This is a genomic window from Pseudomonas sp. NPDC087358 (genome assembly GCF_044900785.1).
Classification (GTDB): Bacteria; Pseudomonadota; Gammaproteobacteria; order Pseudomonadales; family Pseudomonadaceae; genus Aquipseudomonas.
Genome location: NZ_JBJDOA010000003.1, coordinates 145,727 through 163,733, shown reverse-complemented (window position 1 = coordinate 163,733; position 18,007 = coordinate 145,727). Strand labels below are relative to the sequence as shown.

The following is an 18,007-nucleotide window of genomic DNA, read 5'->3' as shown; positions in this document are numbered from 1 at the left end:
GTCAACGGGTTCTGTACGCGGCGCCAAGTCAGCTTAGCGCCTCGCAGTGATTAAGGGGTTTGCGCCACCGGCACATCCACGGGTGCAATCGTATCTTCGCGGATGATCGCACCGAACTGCTGGAGCATCTGCTGGATGAACGGATCGTCCTGGATTGAGACCTCGGCCTCACGCTGGCGATCGGCACGCCGGCGCGCTCCAGCCTGCGCCGGGGTTTCCTGTTCGGGCTTGATCAGCTCGATACTCAGGTTGATGGTGCGTTCATGGTATTGGTTCAGCGCATCGTTCAAGCGGCGCTGCTGCGTGGGGTTGAACAGCGCGCTGTGCGCTGGATCCAGGTGCAGCAACCAGTTGTCGCCGTCCACCGAGATCAGCGTGCAGTTGGCAGCGATGCTGCCGGTCATGCCGGAAACCGGCAGCTTGGGACACAGATCCAGCCAGTCGGCGGCAAGCCCGGTCGCAGGCTTTGATGCCGGCAACAACTCAGGCTGCTTTTCCACCGCCTCAGCGGTGTCGTGGGCCAGATCGTCCAGATAGGCGAACGAGGCCGGATCGATGTCCACGTCCGGCTCGTAATAGTCGTCATCCGGTGGCGGCTCGTCGTCACGCTCCATGGGGGCAGGCACATAAGCCACGGCATCGGGCACGTGCTCGAGCATCTGCGGGGTGACCACATCGGCGGCCGCCTGCAGCTGTTCCTGGGACTCGACCTCCGGCGCATCCGGCACCGGGCTGGCCGGTGCAGGCGTGGGCATGGGCGTCAGCTCCGGCTGCTCGGCCACAGTGTCGAGTAGCGGCTCAGGGATCTCTTCAGCGACCGGCGCCGGTGCCGGCTCCGGTTCGCTGACCGCCACCGAGGCCCTGGGCTCGTTCCACGGCAGGTCGACTTCTTCGACCGGCACCGGCACCGCAGCTGACGACGGCACCGCCGCGCTGGGCAACGCCGCAGGTGCCGCGGCTAACGGCGTTGGCGCAACTGCTGCCATCACCGGCGCCGACCTCGGTGCAACCGCTGCCGCACCGGCCACCGCTGCCTGGGAATCAACCGTGGCCGGGTTGATCCCCACTGACTTTAACGGCTGTCTCGGTGCATCGTCGGTGTCCGCCGGGCGGAACGCCAGCATCCGCAGCAGGACCATTTCGAAGCCGCCACGCGGATCCGGCGCCAACGGCAGGTCGCGACGACCGATCAGGCCCATCTGGTAGTAGAACTGCACGTCTTCGGCGGGCAGGGCCTGAGCCAGTGCCAGTACCCGGTCACGGTCGCCATGGCCGTTGTCGACACCCTCTGGCAGCGCCTGGGCGATGGCCACGCGGTGCAGCACATTGAGGATTTCCGAAAGCACGCCGCTCCAGTCCGGACCCTGCTCGGCAAGGTGGCGAACCGCCTCGAGCAGCGAGCGCGCATCACCGTCGATCAGTGCGGTGAGCACGTCATAGACCTGGCCGTGATCGAGCGTGCCAAGCATTGCCCGCACGTCGGCGGCCAGCACCTTGCCCTCACCAAAGGCAATCGCCTGATCGGTCAGGCTCATGGCGTCACGCATCGAGCCATCGGCGGCACGGCCCAGCAGCCACAGCGCGTCGTCTTCGAACGGGATGTTTTCAGCGCCCAGGACGTGGGTCAGGTGCTCGACCACGCGCTCAGGGGTCATGTTTTTCAGCGAAAACTGCAGACAGCGCGACAGGATGGTCGCCGGCAACTTCTGCGGGTCAGTGGTCGCGAGAATGAATTTGACGTAGGGCGGCGGCTCTTCCAGGGTCTTGAGCAAGGCGTTGAAAGAGTGGCTGGAGAGCATGTGCACTTCGTCGATCAGGTAGACCTTGAAGCGCCCGCGGCTCGGCGCATACTGCACGTTGTCGAGCAGCTCGCGGGTATCTTCGACCTTGGTGCGGCTGGCGGCGTCGATCTCGATCAGGTCGACGAAACGACCCTCATCGATCTCCCGGCACACCGAACATTCGCCGCATGGCGTGGACGTGATGCCGGTTTCGCAGTTCAGGCATTTGGCGATGATCCGCGCGATGGTGGTCTTGCCGACCCCGCGCGTGCCGGTGAATAAATAGGCATGGTGCAGGCGCTGGCTGTCCAGCGCATTGATCAAGGCCTTGAGCACATGGGTCTGGCCGACCATTTCGCGGAACGAGCGCGGACGCCATTTACGTGCAAGAACCTGATAACTCATTGAAAACCGTCGCGACTGGGTTGCGGAAGACCGCTAATGCTAGCGGAGCGGGGGCAAAATTGCATCCGGGCAATATGAGTACGCGCATATAAGCAATCTGCCGCTAGACTGCCACCACGGTCTAAAAGCCAAATGGTCGAGGGACCCTATGCGTCTGTTGGCACTGAGCGCCTTGTTGTTAATGAGTGGGGCCAGCCATGCCGAGGAAACGCCCTTGAGGTTTTCCATCGCCGATTCCTGGTCCATGCCCTTGGTACAGATCGACGATCATCAGGCCACCGGTGGCATTCTGTTCGACATCATGCAGAGCATGGCGGCTCAGGCGAAGCTGTCCGCCGAATATCGTGTGGTAGCGGTCAAGCGCGTGCAGCGCACACTCGAACGGGGCACCATCGATGTGCGCTGTTATGCCGCGCAGTCGTGGATGCCCAACCTGTCCGGGGACTATACCTGGAGCCTGCCCTTGCTGATCCAGCGCGACTTGCTGATCAGCACACCGGATAACCCTGCCCCCGTGGACCCCGGCACGCTCGACAACGAAGCCATCGGCACGGTGCTGGGTTACGCCTACCCTACCCTGCAGTCGGCTTTCGACAGCCGCCGCCTGCACCGTGACGATGCGCGCAGCGAGGTTCAGGTCCTACAGAAACTTCAGATTCATCGCTACCGCTACGCCGTTGGCAACCAATGGTCTCTGGACTGGTTCAACCGTAACCTGCCCCAAGACCAGCAGCTGCGCGGGGTGGCGGTGATCGACGAGCAGCCGGTGGGTTGCATCGTGCGCAACGACACGGCGATACCGGCCCAACGCTTGATGCGCATCCTGCTGCGCATGCGCATGTCCGGCGAAATCGACCGCATCATGAGCCGCTACAACACGGTGTCAGGCTTGCCGGCCGACCGCCCTGCCGCTGCGCCCTGAAACCTGGCCGAAGGCTCTGTTTCGGGCCCTTTGGACTGTCGTATTAATGTCACATTGCAGGATTAGGATCCGTCGACATAATTGGTAACACCTCAGATCCCGTAACAGGAGCCGTGATGAGCGACAAACAACAAGATCAAGACAAGCCGTCCGCTGCCAATATCTCCATTGACACCCCTGCCGACACCAGCCGTCGCCGCTTCCTGGGCGGCGTCGCGGTGCTGGGTGCAGGTGCGACGCTGAGCAGCGTCGTGTCAGCCGGCGAGTCCCCCGACAGCGGTCAGACCACCGCCCTTGAGACCACGCTCAGTGGCCCTGAACTGGACCAGGCCCTGCAAGACAACGTCAAGACCATCGTGGTGATCTTCGGCGAGAATCGCAGCTTCAATAACCTGTTCGCCAACTTTCCAGGTGTCGAAAAACCGCTGTCAGCGGTCAAGCCTGCCGACTACCAGCAGCGTGACCGCGACGGCAAGGTGCTCGACAGCCTGCCGCTGTGCTGGGGCGGAATCTGCCAGGTCGGCCCGCAGAACATCGATGGCGTGACCTATGCCACCGGGGTTCAGTATCAGGAAAACCTGCCAAACGCGCCTTATGCGCTCAAGGGTCCGAGCGGCGAAGACCTGCCGCTGAGCGTGGTCACCCGCGATCTCTGGCATGTGTTCTATCAAAACCAGATGCAGATCAACGGCGGCAAGAACGACGGTTTCGTCGCCTGGGCCGACTCCGGAAGCCTGACCATGGGTCACTACGGTCAAACCCAGTACTCGCTGCGTCTATGGGACGTTGCCCGGGAGTTCGTGCTCTGTGACAACTTCTTCCAGGGCGCCTTTGGTGGCTCGTTCCTCAACCACCAGTACCTGGTCTCGGCCAAAGTGCCGTTCTACCCAAACGCCGCCAACTCACCGGCCAATTCGCAGATTGCCCAGCTGCAAAGCGACGATCCGCTGGAGTATCGCCTCAAGCCACTGGAAAAATCCCCAGCCAGCGCCATGACCGGGCCGCCGCAGTTCGGTCCCAGCCTGCTGACCCCGGACGGCTACGCAGTCAATACCATGGCTCCGCCGTATTGGCCGACCTGGTTGCGCGACAAAGACAATCCCGACTACTCGCAACCCAACCTGGCCAACATGCTGGTGCCGCAAACCCACGATCACATTGGCGACAAACTGTCGAAGAAGAACATCGACTGGGCCTGGTATTCAGGCGCCTGGCAAGTGACCCTCGACGCCTACAAGGATTCGGCGGGTATCCCCAAGATCCCCAACTTTCAGTACCACCATCAGCCACTGAACTACTTCAAGCGGCTGGGTCCGGAAAATACCGCAGAGCGCAACAAGCGGTTGCGTGATGGCGGCCTGGGCGATGATCCGACCACCAATAAATTCTTCGCCGAGGTTCAAGCAGGCAAGTTGCCTGCGGTGACGTTCTACAAGCCCCAGGGCAACCTGAACATGCACGCCGGGTATGCCGACGTCGCGGCCGGTGACCGGCACATCGACCGGGCCGTGAAAATGCTGCGCAACAGCCCACAGTGGAAGAACATGGTGATCGTCGTCACGGTCGATGAGAACGGCGGCTGGTGGGATCACGTTGCCCCGCCCAAAGGTGATCGCTGGGGCCCGGGCACCCGTATCCCGGCCATCGTCATCTCACCGTTCGCGCGCAAGGGCACGGTGGACCATACGATCTACGACACCGCCTCGATCTTGCGCCTGATCACCCGCGTACACGGCCTGGAGAAGCTCGACGGCATCGTTGAGCGGGACAATGCGATGGTTGCGCGCGGACAGGCACCGATGGGTGACCTGACCAACGCCTTGCATTTCCCGGCATAACCGGAGCAGAGATCGGTACCCCCCGGGCGGCTGGCGGCGCCCTCACTGACGCCGCCACTCGCCCGCCGGCCACGGGATGTCGGTCGAGGCGAGCCGGATCCCGCCAGTAATCCGCTGCAGGCAAGTGTCCCCGGTGCCGTTGCAGCCACCCATGCAGATGCCGGGAAAAATCGGCGCTATCTGTCTATGTACAGCCTCGCAGCGCCTCCCTAGAGTGGCCGATTCCAATCATCGGCTCAGGAGAGAGCGCCATGCCCCACACACTGAAATTTCAGCAGGTCGATGTGTTTTCCGCCGCAGCGACACAAGGCAATCCGCTGGCGGTGGTGTGCGCCGCCGATGACCTGACCGATGCGCAGATGGCCGCTTTCGCCCGCTGGACCAACCTCAGTGAGACCACATTCCTGCTGCGCCCGACCCATCCCGAGGCGGATTATCGCGTGCGCATCTTCACCACCACGCGCGAATTGCCTTTTGCCGGGCATCCGACACTGGGCAGTTGCTCTGTCTGGCTGGACAACGGCGGTATCCCCAAGGGCAATGAAGTCGTACAGCAATGCGCCGCGGGCCTGGTCCGGATCCGACGTGACGGCGCACGCCTGGCATTCTGCGCTCCACCTCTGTTGCGCAGCGGCCCGGTAGAAGATCAGGTGTTGCAGCGGATCGTCACAGGACTGGGCATACAGCGCGAGCAAGTAGTCGCCAGCCAGTGGGCCGACAACGGCCCGGGCTGGGTCGCGGTGATGCTGTCGAGCCGTGAACAAGTGCTGGCTATCCGCCCCAACTATCAGGCGCTCGGTGGCCTGAATGTAGGTATTGTCGCGCCGTGGAGCGGGCCGGACGCCGAGGCCGACTTCGAGGTCCGCGCGCTGACCGGCGATCTGGGTGCCGAAGACCCGGTCACCGGCAGCCTCAACGCAAGCCTTGCGCAATGGCTGATTCCGGCTGGTCTGGCGCCGAGCCAATACAAGGCCCGCCAAGGCACTGTGCTGGGCCACCGCGGAGAGGTCAGCATCGAGCAGATCGGCGAGCAGATCTGGGTCGGAGGAGATGTGCAGAAATGCATTTCAGGTGAGGTGACGCTGTAGGTCATTTGCGGCATCGCCTGCGTCTGCGCAGCGCTGCCGCTCATTCACTTGCACCGGTTCAGCGCCTGTCGCTTCGCCGCCCTCCCTGGGCAGGCGAAGCGTCAGCATCGCCAACAACACCGCCACCAGAGCAATGGCCACATAAACCCCGACGAACGAGCCATTGAAACTGGCCAGTAGCCCGGCGCAGAAGTTGCCGATCATGCCGCCGACGCCTTGCAGAATGTTGGCCACACCAAAGATCGTGACCGACAGCGCCGCGCTGCTGGCCATCTTCGACACGTACGCCGGAATCAGCCCGAACACCGGATAGAAGGCCACCGCAAACAACACACCCGCCACCAGGGGCCAGTGACCGCTGGGGTGGACGACAAAGATCAATGCTGCCGAGGCCACACAGGCGTAAACCAGCAGCATCGCCGCTCGCAGGCCGGTGCGGTCCGACAACCAGCCCACCGCGAGCCCGGCAAACATGCCGACAAAACCGATGCTCGCCCAGATGTGCGCGGTATAGGCCACGTCGAAATTCAATTCTGTGCGCAGGTACGACGACAGGTAGTTCTGAAAGGGAAAGGTCGAGAAACCCAGAAGGAAATTCATCGTCCACACCGTCAGCACCCAGGGCTGCTTGAGTGCGGCCTTGCCTGCACGCGCGGCCGGATCGGTCCTGTTGCGGGACACCGGCTCGCTGACCAGCAGCTGCGCTCGCTTGAACACCACCAGCACCCCGAGCGCCATGACCACCGTGATCGAGCCGACGATCCACCACACCGTGCGCCACTCTCCCTGCGGCGCGTACAACGGCACCAGCAGGCTGTTGATGAACACTCCATAGCTGGTACCGCTGGACACCAGCCCCATGGCCATGCCGCGATATTTGAAAGCCACCGTGCGGGAAATCACCTCGACCATCGGCACGAACACCGTGGCCGCCGTGCCCGCCAGCACTGTCAGCAACACGCCGATCAAGACAATGTTGTGGGTCAGCGGGATCAGCAGCAAAGCGCTCGCACACACCACACCCGAGCCGAAGATCACCCACCCGCCCCCGACTCGCGGGGTTATCCAGGCGGCAAACAACGCGCAAAGCAAAAATCCGAACTGGCCTGCCGCGGTGATGCTGCCGACGTAGGAAATGTCGAAGCCCAGACTGGCGCGCATGTCCGGCACCAACTGGGCGAACAGGTAGATTCCGAAACCGAAGGTGGCGGCCACCAGGCCGGTCAGCAGCAATACAATCAGTGCATGGATACGCATCGTCAGCGCCCTTTATCGAATGAGAGGGAGTGAACCGGTGTTACACAGGCTGGGCTGCGGCAATCAGTTCTGCGGCCAGCTCCTTGGCCACCAGGAATACGCTGTCATCGTTCTCCAGCGCGCCTGTCAGAAAGGCCCCTTCCAGCAGCAGGAACAACCGCCTCACCAGCCGCTGCGGCTCAGACAGCCCGGCCATCTGTGCAAGCGTGAGCAGATGCTCCTTCACCCCGGCCTTGTGGCGATCCACGGCCAGGCGCACCGGATGCGTGCGATCGGGAAACTCCGCCGCCGAGTTCACATAAGGGCAGCCGCGCAGGCCGCCGTCGGACAGCCACTGGCGATGCAGATCGAACAATGCCAGCAGCTTGTCGGCAGGTAACTCGGCCGCGGCCAGAGACTGCGCCACGGCTGCGTTCCAGCGCTCGTTGCGCTGATCGAGGTAGGCCACGATCAACTCGTCCTTGGAGGCGAAGTGCGCGTAGAGGGTCATTTTCGACACCCCGGCGAATTCCGCCACCGCCGCAATCCCCGTCGCGTTGATGCCGTCGCGAAAAAACAACGCGGAAGCGGCGTCGATCAGGCGTTGATGATTCAGGCTGGAGGCGTGGGTGGTCGACATGATTTGCATCCGGTAGATGAACTGTACTGACCGGTAAGGATAGCCGCTGAAATGGGAAAAGCCAGTACGCGAAGTTTGGCGCGACCGACGGAGGGGTGAAGGGATTTACTGGCAGGGAAAGGCGTTTTTCAGGGCGCTGACCACCAGCACAGACTCGTTGAGGTGCAGGCTCTGCGGGTGCTGCTCAAGGAACTGGACCACGATACGCATCGACTGGATCATCGCAATGCCGCCCTCCGGCACGCAGACCAGCCTGGGCGTGCCGCCAGCTTCGTGGAGAATGTCCAAGGTGTCGATCGTCGCCTGTAACACGCCCACGCAATGGCCTACGCCGACAGGGTTTTTCGCCACCGCCCCGCTCATGCTGCCGATGCCGTCCTGACATTCGAGCAGCAATGCATTGCCGTCGGCCAGGGCGGCGGCGCTCAGGCACATTCCAAGCAGTGCCCAGAGCCGCAGGCGCGGGCTGATCATCAGCGCAGCCACAGTTCCTTCACCGAATGATCCGACGCCTTGCGCACCACAAGGCTTGCTCGCTCACGGGTCGGCAGGATGTTTTCCAGCAGGTTGGGACGGTTGATGTCGCGCCAGATCTTGCGTGCCGCATCCGGGGATTTTTCCGGCGCCAGGTCGGCAAGCTCCCGAAAATAGGCGCCGCGCGCACGGAATGCAGTGCGTTGCAGCATCAGGAAGCGCTCGACATACCAGCGCTCGATATCACCCTCGTCGGCGTCCAGGTAGATCGAGAAATCGAAGAAATCCGAGACGATGCTGCCCGGTTTCTGGCCGTCGTTGCCTTCGGTCTGCAGCACGTTGAGTCCTTCGAAAATCAGGATGTCGGGCTGACTGATCTTGATGAACTTGTCCGGCACGATGTCGTAACTGATGTGCGAATAAACCGGGGCGCTGATGTCCGCGACACCGGCCTTGAGGTCGGAGAGAAACTTGACCATGCGCTTGCGATCGTAGCTTTCCGGGAAGCCCTTGCGGTGCATGATGCCGCCCGCATCGAGCCTGGCATTGGGATGCAGAAAACCGTCGGTGGTCACCAGATCGACCCGCGGATGATCCGGCCAGCGCGCCATCAGCGCCTGCAGCACCCGGGCGAAGGTGCTTTTGCCGACCGCAACGCTGCCGGCAACCGCCACCACGTAAGTCTGTTTTTTCGCCGGCCGACCGAGGAAGGTGTCCTTGATGTTGGCAAGGTTACGCGCCGCGCTGACATGCAGGTTGATCAAACGCGACAGAGGCAGATAGATGTTGACGACATCTTCCAGGGAAATATCTTCGTTCACGCCTCGCAACGCCGCCAGATCTTCTTCGGACAACGTCAGTGGCGTGCTGGCGCGCAGCCCTGCCCACTCCTTGCCGGTCATTACGAGATAGTCATCAGGCGCCATCTATAGCCTTCCAATCCAGGTGTCCATATCGACAATGGTGCGAAGACTATCTTATTGCCCTAAAAACGGGGCAGATTTCTTTGATTTGGCACGCATTATTGGCTGAATTGGCGCAGATCCTGCGCCTTGGCAACGCTCTCAATATTGGCGTGAATCACCGCATACTTCATGACCTGTTGCTTCAGAGGGCTTTGCCGGCGCAACTGTTCAAAATAAATGGAACTCCTCATAGCCATCTGGTGACAAATCGCCATCACTATTGATGCCATCAGAGGCACCTCCCCCATGCGGCTTGAATCATTGGCTATCCGACTCCTTGCAACCCTTGCCGATGGAGTCCCTTGCAGAGTTAACCCACTGGACTTCACCGCTTTGCTCTACCTCAGGGATAAGGGCTATGCCGTCGTGTCGATTCAGGATGGATGCGTGGTCGCCGAACGCACCTGGCAGGGAAAACAATTTGCCAGCGAGCGCGGACTGGGCTCGCCGCGCGTCCATTTGCCGCCTCAGGGCGCCTGCGCATTCACCACGCCAGCGGATCCCGGCAATCTGTAAACGCGCCCCGTTTACCGTGGACTTACCTGAAACAGACGGCCTTGCTGAGATGTTCAGGCCGGTTTCGCGCAGCGGGTTCGCGGGACGAGAATTCGTCGCAGCCATTGCACCACTGCTCGCAAAAGGTCCGAAGCGCAGGCTCGCCAACCTCGTCTGGCAAACGCGCATAACGGGTCGTGATAGATCTGAAAGACAAGACTGAACACACGCGCGAAGGGATTCGGCATGGCGGTGTCATGATCAAGAAAGGGGGATGAGGGAAAAGCGTACTGCGAGGGGAGTTCGTTATGGAGGCAACCCCACCAGCCACACCCCGGCACACAATGTTCCCGCTGTGGCTGCTGCCTTCCGGCTCTGACCAGGTTCACGGGTAATCGTTGCGGGGGGACCGATGGGGTCACCATAACGACGCTCGCCAGTCGGCGAGCCGCGCCATTGTACCGGTCTGACGCGAAGTTACAACCTCTGGTTTCAGAAAAAAATTTGATAGGTCTCAATCACTTGCACAGAGGATCGGCAACGCGGCAAGCTTGCTCCCATGAAAAGCACGGTGATCAGACATGAGCAGCTCTCGCCTCTGCAGCATCAACAACTGCTGGAGATCGAGTTGCTGAGCGAACAAAAGACCCTGGTCGGGGATGCCTATGGCGCGGTCCACACGCTGACCGCCCGGCCGGCCTGCGACATTCAGGGCTACGTGCTGCTGATCGAAGACGTACCGGTAGGGTTTTTCCTGCTCAAGCGCAGGTCATTGCTGCCGCGCTGGGCCGATGGTCCCACGGCGACGCTGCATGCGCTGATGATCGATCGCCGCTATCAGGGCCTGGGGCTGGGCAGGACCTGCGTCGGGATGCTGCCCGGGCTGGTACGGGGTTTCTGGCCGGACATCGAGCAGCTGATGCTGGCGGTGGATCTGGGCAATCTGCCGGCCCGGGCACTTTATCAGTCCCTGGGCTGGCAGGAGTGCGGCGATGCGGATCGCACCAGGACCGGGTTCGAGCGGCGAATGGTGTTGAGCCTGGGGTAAAAACCCAAGGCCGCGTGTCACTGGGTCAAGGCCAGCAGCTGCGTGACCTTGTTGTTGCGCTCACCGTTCATCCAGTGTTCCAGCGCACTGACAGTCATGGGCCGCGCGACCAGATAGCCCTGCACTTCGTGGCAACCCAGCTGGCAGAGAATTTCATAGACCGATTCGGTCTCCGCCCCCTCGGCGACCACGCGATAGCCCAGGCGCCGGGCGAGGTCGACAATCGCTTCGACCAGCCGGCGGTCCTTCTCATTGGTGTCCAGGTTCTGCACCAGCGACTTGTCGAGCTTGACCGTGGTCGCAGGCAACTGGCGCAGGTAAATCCAGTTGCTGTAGCCGGTACCGAAGTCGTCGATGGCGATGTCGATGTTCAGCGCCCGCAGCCGTTCGAGTTGCAGTTGAGTGACATCGGGGTTGTCACAGAGCGCGCTTTCGGTGAACTCCAGTTCAAAGCGGCCGGGGTCCAGGCCACTGATGGACAACTGCTCGAACAGTGCATCGCTGAATTGCGAATTGGCCAGGTCGATGGCCGAAACGTTCATCGCCACCTTGAATGCATAGCCCTGGCGCTGCCAGGTTCTTGCCTGCTCCACCGCATGCCGCAGCACCCACAAGCTCAGCGAACGGATCAAGGCTGTCTTTTCGGCCAGCGGGATGAATTCCGCCGGACTGATCGGCCCCAGCACCGGGTGCTGCCAGCGCAGCAGCGCTTCGACGGTGACGATGCGACCGGTGGCAACCTCCAGCCTGGGCTGGTACATCAGCGATAACTGATCCGGGCTGCGCACTGCGTCGGCCAGTGCAGCCAGGAGCAGGAAGGCGCGCTGCTGGGCAAAGTCCAGATGCGGCTCATACCAGCGCCAGCCAGTGGCTTTGCCGCGGGCTTCGTCGGCAGCGCTGACCACCAGACGAATCCAGTCTTTCTCGTCGCTGCGCCCAAGCCCCAATGGCAGCACGCCAATCCCCAGATCCATCTGGATCGGAATGTTGCGGCACACCAGCGGCCGCTGGAAATGCGCGATCAACTTGCGGAACAACTGCTCGGCCTGCTCCGGGCCGGTGTGGCGGGTAAGCAGCGCGATGCGGGTCGGGCTGACCTTGTACAGTGCGGCATCGGCGGGCAACTGCTGACGACAGCTTTCGATCATGCACCGCACCAGTTCCTGGGCGAAGTTGTAGCCCAAAGCCTTGATGATGCTGTCGAGGAACACCGGGTTGACCATGTCCAGCGCCACCAGCGCATGCTCGTCACGGTCGGTGAGGGCCATGATGTCTTCTTCCAGCCGCAGTCGATTGAACAGCCCGGTCGGGTGGTCGACATAACTGGCCCTGCGCAGGTTGTTAAGGCGCTTCATGACCAGCTGGCCATACATCTCCAGCATCGTGATGTCGCGCGAATGCAGCGCCGTACGCGGCTTGTTGTCGATGATGCATAACGTGCCGAGGGCCAGGCCATCGGCGGTCACCAACGGCACGCCGGCGTAGAAGCGAACGTGTGGCTCGTCGACCACCATCGGGTTGTCGCTGAAACGCGGGTCGAGCGATGCGTCAGGTACCTGGAAGACTTCGTGGGTGAGGATCGAATAGGCGCAGAAGGAAATCTCCCTGGGCGTTTCCCGCTCCTCAAGGCCGGTGCCGGCGCGAAACCATTGCCGGTGTTCGCTGACAATCGAGACCAGCGCGATGGGCGCTTCGAAGTAATGGGCAACCATGTCGACGATGTGATCAAGCACTTCGTCCGCCGCCGAATCCACAAGCCCCATGTGGGTAATGCGCGACAGGCGCGAGGCCTCGTTCAGGGGTATTGGAGCACTATTGGGCATACGCGAATCCCTATGCAGCTGCTTTACGCCAGTAGTATCAAAACGACATTCCTGGGCAAAAATAGCATTGGATCCAGTGCAATGCAGGGCTTCGCAGACCGGCGGTCAGGACCCGCTCGCCGCACCGAAGTTGCAGCGAGCACGTCGGCTCCCCTCAACCGAATGGGTCACTGCACCTGGAGCACTTCATCTGCCTTGCCGCCTGCATCCTGTATGACCAGATGGATGAAGTGCAGCTTGGTAATCACCGCAGGTGGCAGTACGAAGGGATAGAAATCCGGCTGACCCATGGCGCGGGAAAGTTCGTTGAGCATACCGGCCAGTTCGATCCATGCATTGACGAATGCCAGGAACGCCGGTCCGCCGGGGTGCTGCGGATCGTAGAGGGTTTCAAGCTGGAAGGGCTGATAGTCCAGGTCCATGTCACGGGCGCTCATCCCCAGGCTCAGAGCGGTGTCGACGGCATCCATCATGTGCAGATAGTGAGCCCAGGTTTCTGCCCAGTCTTCCCATGGGTGCATGGTGGCGTAGGCACTGACGTAACGCTGTTGCCAGTCTGCGGGCGCGCCGTTCTGGTAGTGATGATCGAGCGCGTCGGCGTAGCTGGCGCGGTCGTCCCCGAACAGATTGCGGAAACCGTCCTGCCAATAGGTGTCTGCGATCAGACGGTCCCAGTAGTAATGCCCTACCTCATGCCGGAAATGGCCCAGCAGCGTCCGGTAAGGTTCATGCATTTGCACGCGAACCTTCTCACGAATGGCGTCGTCAGCTTCTTCCACATTGAGGGTGATCAGGCCATTGGCGTGGCCGGTGGTGGGCAGGTTGCCTTCCAGATCCACGCCGAGAAATTCAAAGGCCAGGCCGCGCTCTTCATCGACACTTTTGGGAATGACCTTGAGCCCCAGTGTGATCAGCTGCGCCACCAGACGCCGCTTGGCGATTTCAAGCTTGCCCCAGCGCTCCGGATTCTCCGGCACCGACAGATCGGGAATGGTTTTGTTGAGGCTACAGGCTACGCAGAACTCCCCGGCATTGAGCGCCGGAAACAGCCAGTTGCAGGCAGCCGGCGTATCGAGGTTGGCGCAGCGGCGGTAGAGCCCTGCGCCAGGATCGTCGCTCAGGCGCCAGGTGTTCAGATCCGGGCCGGGCTCAAGCGCCGCGATCGTGCTCTGTTCCGGCAGATAACCCAGTGCAGCCGAACAGGCCAGGCACTGGCTGTTGCGAAAGAATACCGACTGTCCGCAGTGACACTGCCAGACCTTGCTGTTGCGTTTGCTCTCCCCGGCGAAAGGCGCCGCGATCCGTGAGCTGAGTTGTTCGAAGAACTGGAACATGGTGATCTCCTTGTGTGGCTGCAAGCACTAGATCATCGGCTGTTTCCGGGGTTCAACGGTTTTTTGCGCAGATCACCAGCTGTGTGCAAAACGGGTACAGAACTGGTTTTCCTGAAGAGATTTCAAGATCGTGCCCACGCTGCGCAGGCCCGATCATCATCGGCGTTTTCATGGACTTTTGGGGAATATCTGCAAGACAAACAAACATCTAATTGTAGGAGTGAGCTTGCTCGCGATCAGGTCCGCTTCGACACCACCGTGGTGAATCAAATCCCAATCGCGAGCAAGCTCACTCCTACCGTTGAACGATCTCATGCATCGCCATGCGCTGCATGGACACGATCAAGAACTGCTTACTGCTGTAATAGCACGGCTTGCCGGCGCAGGCGTCATTGAGACCGCCAGTGCCGGCAAGCAGTGCGCCACACCCGTAACCGAGAACAGGCTACTCGAGCGAAGTACCCTGCCCTTGCAGAAACGCCACGAACGCCTCTTCGTCCAGCACCTTCAAGCCCAGCTCATTGGCTTTGGTCAGCTTGGACCCAGCGCCTGGGCCGGCGACCACGGTGTGGGTCTTGGCCGAGACGGAGCCTGAAACCTTGGCGCCGAGGCTTTCGAGTTTTTCCTTGGCGATGTCGCGACTCATCAGCTCCAGCGAGCCGGTCAGCACCCAGGTCTGGCCCGCCAGTGGCAGGCCTTCGACGACCTTCTTCTCGCTCTGCCAGTGCATGCCGAAGTCTTTGAGTTGCTGCTCGATCGCCATGGCACGATCAGCGTTTTCCTGAATATCGAAGAATGCTCTGACAGACTGCGCCTGCTTTTCAGGCAAGGTCTGGCGCATGTCCAGCCAGTCGGCCTTGATCACCCCTTCCAGCGTTGCGAACTTGTCCGCCAGCTTCTGCGCCCCGCCCGGCCCTATGGAGGGGATGTGCAGCTTGTCGAGCATGCCGCCCAGGGTGGCGCTGGCGGCGAATTCGGCGCCCAGATCGCCGGTGTCCTGCAGTTGCATCCGGCATTCGCCGAGCAGCGCGGCGATGACGTTCTGATTGTGCTCGTCTTCGAAGAAACTGTGGATCTCGTGCGCCACCTCCAGACCGATGTCCGGCAGGTAGGTCAGCACTTCCGGCAGGGCCACCGTGACCTTTTCCAGCGAACCCAGCGAACGCGCCAGGACCTTGGCCGTTTCCTCGCCGACATCGGGAATGCCCAGGGCATAGATGAAGCGCGCCAGCGTCGGCGTCTTGCTGTCGTCGATGGCCTTGAGCAGCTTTTTGCTGGAGATGTCGGCAAAGCCTTCAAGGTCGATGATCTGCTCGTACTGGAGCTTGTACAGGTCAGCTGGCGAGCCGATGAGCTTTTCGTCGACCAGTTGCTCGATGGTCTTGTCGCCCAGGCCTTCGATGTCCATGGCGCGGCGCGACACGTAATGGATGATCGCCTGCTTGAGCTGCGCGCCGCAGGCCAGCCGCCCGACGCAGCGATACACCGCGCCTTCGCTGACGGTTTCCTTGCCCTTGCTGCGCTTGATCAACTGCGTGCGTTCGACCTGCGAGCCGCAGACCGGGCAAGTCTGTGGAATCGCGACCTTGCGCGCGTCTTCGGGACGGCGCTCCAGCACCACTTGCACCACTTGCGGAATGACGTCGCCAGCGCGGCGGATGATCACGGTGTCGCCGATCATCAGTCCCAGCCGAGCCACCTCATCCATGTTGTGCAGGGTAGCGTTGGCCACCGTGACACCAGCCACCTTGACCGGCTTGAGGCGCGCCACCGGGGTGACTGCACCGGTGCGACCGACCTGGAATTCCACGTCGAGCAGTTCGGTGAGTTCTTCCATGGCAGGGAACTTGTGAGCGATGGCCCAGCGCGGTTCGCGGGCGCGAAAACCCAGCTCACGCTGCGCGGCAATGCTGTTGACCTTGAACACCACACCGTCGATTTCATACGGCAGCGACAGGCGACGCTCGCCGATGTCGTGGTAGTACGCCAGGCAGTCATCGATGCCGTTTGCCACTTTCAATTCGCGGCTCACGGGCATGCCCCACTCCTTGAGCTGCTTGAGATTGCCGATATGGGTGTCGGCGATGTCATGGGACACCTGACCGATGCCGTAGCAGCAGAATTCCAGCGGGCGATTGGCGGTAATTTTCGAGTCCAGCTGGCGCAGGCTGCCGGCTGCCGCATTGCGCGGGTTGGCGAAGGTCTTGCCGCCGACTTCCAGCTGGCTGGCGTTCAGTCGTTCGAAGCCGGCCTTGGACATGAACACTTCGCCGCGCACTTCCAGGGTTTGCGGCCAGCCCTTGCCGTGCAGCTTGAGTGGAATGTTGCGCACCGTGCGCACGTTGACGCTGATGTCTTCACCCGTGGTGCCATCGCCACGCGTGGCGCCGCGAACCAGCGCGCCGTGCTCATAGAGCAGGCTCACGGCCAGGCCGTCGAGCTTGGGCTCGCAGCTGTATTCCACCTTCGCCGCGCTGCCAAACAGATCGCCGGCCGGCTGATCCAGACCCTCGTTGACCCGGCGATCGAACTCGCGCATGTCGGTTTCTTCAAACGCGTTGCCCAGGCTGAGCATGGGAATTTCGTGACGCACCTGGGTGAACGCCGAAAGCGCCGCGCTGCCGACCCGTTGAGTCGGTGAATCGGGGGTTACCAGATGCGGGTTTTCCGCTTCCAGCGCCTTGAGTTCGTGGAACAGGCGGTCGTACTCGACATCCGGAATGCTCGGTTCGTCGAGGACGTGATAGCGATAGTTGTGCAGGTCCAGCTCGGCTCGCAGTTCCAGGATTCGGGTTTCGGCGGCGTTCATACGATGTTCTCTCGAAAAGCAAAAGAGCAGCCGAGGCTGCTCAATCTATGTTGCGATATAAACCTGTATTGCGTTTATCAACGGCGCTGAGTCAGCGCGCGGCGTTCGAACTCGACGATGCGCTGGCGGTAATGCTCGATGGTCTGCGCGGTCATGACGCTGCGCTGATCGTCCTTGAGTTCACCGTTGAGCTCGTGAGCCAGTTTGCGTGCAGCGGCGACCATGACGTCGAAAGCCTGCTTGGGATGACGCGGGCCTGGCAAACCAAGGAAGAAGCTCACCGCGCGGGTGCTGAAATGGTCGATGTCGTCCAGATCGAACACACCCGGCTTGACCGCGTTGGCCATCGAGAACAGCACTTCACCGTTGCCTGCCATGCTTTCGTGACGATGGAAGATGTCCATCTCGCCGAAACGCAGGCCGCTCTCCAGGATATTCTGCAACAAGGCAGGCCCCTTGAAGCCGCTTTCATCACGGGAAATGACGCTGATGACCAGCACTTCCTCAACCGGGGCCAGATCCTTGTCTTCGGTGATGCGCTGCGCCGGCTTGTCGTCCGGGAAGTCGTCATCGCGGGCGCCGAACAGGCTCGGGCCATCCAGGTCAAGGTTCAGGTCGCCCTGCTGCGGCTCATCCTTGCGCTTGTTGCGTTTGGTTTCACGTTCCGGGCGCTCGCGAGCGGCGCTCATGGTGGGCAGATCGTGCTCATCGAGCTGCGGCTCATGCTGGGTTTCCAGGACACGCGCAGGGCCCAACACCTCGGCGGACGTGGTTTCTTCGTCGTCCGGCAGATTGGAGAAGCTACGGTCCAGCCTGAATTTCAGCTTGCCTTTGCCGCCGCGCATCCGGCGCCAGCCGTCAAAAAGAATACCGGCAATGACAATAATGCCGATGACGATCAGCCACTCTCGCAGACCGATTTCCATGTAATCCAGTGCCTCTAATGAAAATTCTGAAAATTAAGGGCCTAAACCCCTTTAAAACGTGGAGCCAACTCTATGTTCTGAATGGCCTTTTACCCACGCAAAATGAAAAAGTGGACATTAAGCTAGCACGACCAAAGGTAACTTTACACCGTCTGTTACATCTGGCATGTCATCGGCATCTGTACCGCCGCGACCGTTATTTGTGTATCGCACCTGCCCAGCG

At 61.3% G+C, this 18,007-nt stretch carries 15 protein-coding genes and 1 other RNA gene; 5 read left to right on the top strand and 11 right to left on the bottom strand.

What is annotated here, in order from left to right; all coding sequences use genetic code 11:
• Positions 1-50: 50 nt before the first annotated feature.
• Entirely contained in the window at positions 51-2,186 is a 2,136-nt protein-coding gene (dnaX, locus tag ACI2KS_RS07595; protein ID WP_404618736.1) for a DNA polymerase III subunit gamma/tau, read from the bottom strand.
• Between the two features lie 148 nt (positions 2,187-2,334).
• On the opposite strand from dnaX, the gene ACI2KS_RS07590 reads away from it, so the two are divergent.
• From ACI2KS_RS07590 to ACI2KS_RS07580, 3 genes are all read left to right on the top strand, one after another.
• On the top strand, positions 2,335-3,108 hold the full coding sequence (locus tag ACI2KS_RS07590; protein WP_404618734.1) for a substrate-binding periplasmic protein: 774 nt from the start codon (positions 2,335-2,337) through the stop codon (positions 3,106-3,108).
• Positions 3,109-3,224: 116 nt separating this feature from the next.
• Positions 3,225-4,946 (top strand): acid phosphatase, encoded by a 1,722-nt coding sequence (locus ACI2KS_RS07585; RefSeq protein ID WP_404618732.1) that lies wholly within the window; start codon positions 3,225-3,227, stop codon positions 4,944-4,946.
• A 251-nt stretch (positions 4,947-5,197) separates the two neighbouring features.
• Positions 5,198-6,034: a PhzF family phenazine biosynthesis protein gene (locus ACI2KS_RS07580; RefSeq protein WP_404618730.1), complete on the top strand. Its 837-nt coding sequence runs from the start codon at positions 5,198-5,200 to the stop codon at positions 6,032-6,034.
• Here the strand turns inward: ACI2KS_RS07580 and ACI2KS_RS07575 are convergent.
• The 5 genes from ACI2KS_RS07575 to ACI2KS_RS07555 all read right to left on the bottom strand — a co-directional run bounded on the left by ACI2KS_RS07575 (position 6,014) and on the right by ACI2KS_RS07555 (position 9,579).
• On the bottom strand, positions 6,014-7,291 hold the full coding sequence (locus ACI2KS_RS07575) for a nitrate/nitrite transporter (protein ID WP_404618728.1): 1,278 nt from the start codon (positions 7,289-7,291) through the stop codon (positions 6,014-6,016). The two genes, ACI2KS_RS07580 and ACI2KS_RS07575, sit on opposite strands and share 21 nt — an antisense overlap.
• A gap of 40 nt (positions 7,292-7,331) precedes the next feature.
• Positions 7,332-7,910, bottom strand: a complete 579-nt coding sequence (locus ACI2KS_RS07570; protein ID WP_404618726.1) for a TetR/AcrR family transcriptional regulator — start codon at positions 7,908-7,910, stop codon at positions 7,332-7,334.
• Positions 7,911-8,015: 105 nt separating this feature from the next.
• The gene (locus ACI2KS_RS07565; RefSeq protein ID WP_404618724.1) at positions 8,016-8,384 is read right to left on the bottom strand and encodes a Rap1a/Tai family immunity protein; all 369 of its coding nucleotides are present in this window, start codon (positions 8,382-8,384) and stop codon (positions 8,016-8,018) included.
• Positions 8,384-9,310, bottom strand: a complete 927-nt coding sequence (gene coaA / locus ACI2KS_RS07560; RefSeq protein WP_404618722.1) for a type I pantothenate kinase — start codon at positions 9,308-9,310, stop codon at positions 8,384-8,386. Before coaA ends, ACI2KS_RS07565 begins: the two co-directional genes overlap by 1 nt.
• A gap of 95 nt (positions 9,311-9,405) precedes the next feature.
• Positions 9,406-9,579 (bottom strand): hypothetical protein, encoded by a 174-nt coding sequence (locus tag ACI2KS_RS07555; RefSeq protein ID WP_404618720.1) that lies wholly within the window; start codon positions 9,577-9,579, stop codon positions 9,406-9,408.
• A 16-nt stretch (positions 9,580-9,595) separates the two neighbouring features.
• On the opposite strand from ACI2KS_RS07555, the gene ACI2KS_RS07550 reads away from it, so the two are divergent.
• Positions 9,596-9,865, top strand: coding sequence for a hypothetical protein (locus tag ACI2KS_RS07550; protein WP_404618718.1), 270 nt, complete (start codon positions 9,596-9,598; stop codon positions 9,863-9,865).
• Positions 9,866-10,162: 297 nt separating this feature from the next.
• Here ACI2KS_RS07550 and ffs read toward each other — a convergent pair.
• Positions 10,163-10,259, bottom strand: an RNA gene (ffs, locus tag ACI2KS_RS07545) — signal recognition particle sRNA small type.
• Positions 10,260-10,403: 144 nt separating this feature from the next.
• Between ffs and ACI2KS_RS07540 the strand changes: the two genes are divergently transcribed.
• Entirely contained in the window at positions 10,404-10,892 is a 489-nt protein-coding gene (locus ACI2KS_RS07540; RefSeq protein WP_404618716.1) for a GNAT family N-acetyltransferase, read from the top strand.
• 17 nt (positions 10,893-10,909) lie between these two features.
• Here ACI2KS_RS07540 and ACI2KS_RS07535 read toward each other — a convergent pair whose 3' ends face one another.
• From ACI2KS_RS07535 to zipA, 4 genes are all read right to left on the bottom strand, one after another.
• Positions 10,910-12,715, bottom strand: a complete 1,806-nt coding sequence (locus tag ACI2KS_RS07535; RefSeq protein WP_404618714.1) for a putative bifunctional diguanylate cyclase/phosphodiesterase — start codon at positions 12,713-12,715, stop codon at positions 10,910-10,912.
• A gap of 167 nt (positions 12,716-12,882) precedes the next feature.
• A complete protein-coding gene (locus ACI2KS_RS07530) occupies positions 12,883-14,049 on the bottom strand; it encodes a putative zinc-binding metallopeptidase (RefSeq protein WP_404618712.1) in 1,167 nt (388 codons plus the stop codon).
• A 445-nt stretch (positions 14,050-14,494) separates the two neighbouring features.
• Complete coding sequence (ligA, locus tag ACI2KS_RS07525; RefSeq protein WP_404618710.1) at positions 14,495-16,858, bottom strand: NAD-dependent DNA ligase LigA; 2,364 nt, start codon at positions 16,856-16,858, stop codon at positions 14,495-14,497.
• 77 nt (positions 16,859-16,935) lie between these two features.
• Positions 16,936-17,784, bottom strand: a complete 849-nt coding sequence (gene zipA / locus ACI2KS_RS07520; protein ID WP_404618708.1) for a cell division protein ZipA — start codon at positions 17,782-17,784, stop codon at positions 16,936-16,938.
• Between the last annotated feature and the right edge of the window lie 223 nt (positions 17,785-18,007).

Bases quoted from the DNA above. Each gene is read 5' to 3' on its own strand.
- ACI2KS_RS07565 (WP_404618724.1), bottom strand. From the start codon at position 8,384: ATGATCAGCCCGCGCCTGCGGCTCTGGGCACTGCTTGGAATGTGCCTG.
- ACI2KS_RS07585 (WP_404618732.1), top strand. From the start codon at position 3,225: ATGAGCGACAAACAACAAGATCAAGACAAGCCGTCCGCTGCCAATATC.
- ACI2KS_RS07580 (WP_404618730.1), top strand. From the start codon at position 5,198: ATGCCCCACACACTGAAATTTCAGCAGGTCGATGTGTTTTCCGCCGCA.
- ACI2KS_RS07575 (WP_404618728.1), bottom strand. From the start codon at position 7,291: ATGCGTATCCATGCACTGATTGTATTGCTGCTGACCGGCCTGGTGGCC.
- ligA (WP_404618710.1), bottom strand. From the start codon at position 16,858: ATGAACGCCGCCGAAACCCGAATCCTGGAACTGCGAGCCGAGCTGGAC.
- zipA (WP_404618708.1), bottom strand. From the start codon at position 17,784: ATGGAAATCGGTCTGCGAGAGTGGCTGATCGTCATCGGCATTATTGTC.
- ACI2KS_RS07570 (WP_404618726.1), bottom strand. From the start codon at position 7,910: ATGTCGACCACCCACGCCTCCAGCCTGAATCATCAACGCCTGATCGAC.
- ACI2KS_RS07535 (WP_404618714.1), bottom strand. From the start codon at position 12,715: ATGCCCAATAGTGCTCCAATACCCCTGAACGAGGCCTCGCGCCTGTCG.
- ACI2KS_RS07550 (WP_404618718.1), top strand. From the start codon at position 9,596: ATGCGGCTTGAATCATTGGCTATCCGACTCCTTGCAACCCTTGCCGAT.
- dnaX (WP_404618736.1), bottom strand. From the start codon at position 2,186: ATGAGTTATCAGGTTCTTGCACGTAAATGGCGTCCGCGCTCGTTCCGC.
- ACI2KS_RS07590 (WP_404618734.1), top strand. From the start codon at position 2,335: ATGCGTCTGTTGGCACTGAGCGCCTTGTTGTTAATGAGTGGGGCCAGC.
- coaA (WP_404618722.1), bottom strand. From the start codon at position 9,310: ATGGCGCCTGATGACTATCTCGTAATGACCGGCAAGGAGTGGGCAGGG.
- ACI2KS_RS07530 (WP_404618712.1), bottom strand. From the start codon at position 14,049: ATGTTCCAGTTCTTCGAACAACTCAGCTCACGGATCGCGGCGCCTTTC.
- ACI2KS_RS07555 (WP_404618720.1), bottom strand. From the start codon at position 9,579: ATGGCATCAATAGTGATGGCGATTTGTCACCAGATGGCTATGAGGAGT.
- ACI2KS_RS07540 (WP_404618716.1), top strand. From the start codon at position 10,404: ATGAAAAGCACGGTGATCAGACATGAGCAGCTCTCGCCTCTGCAGCAT.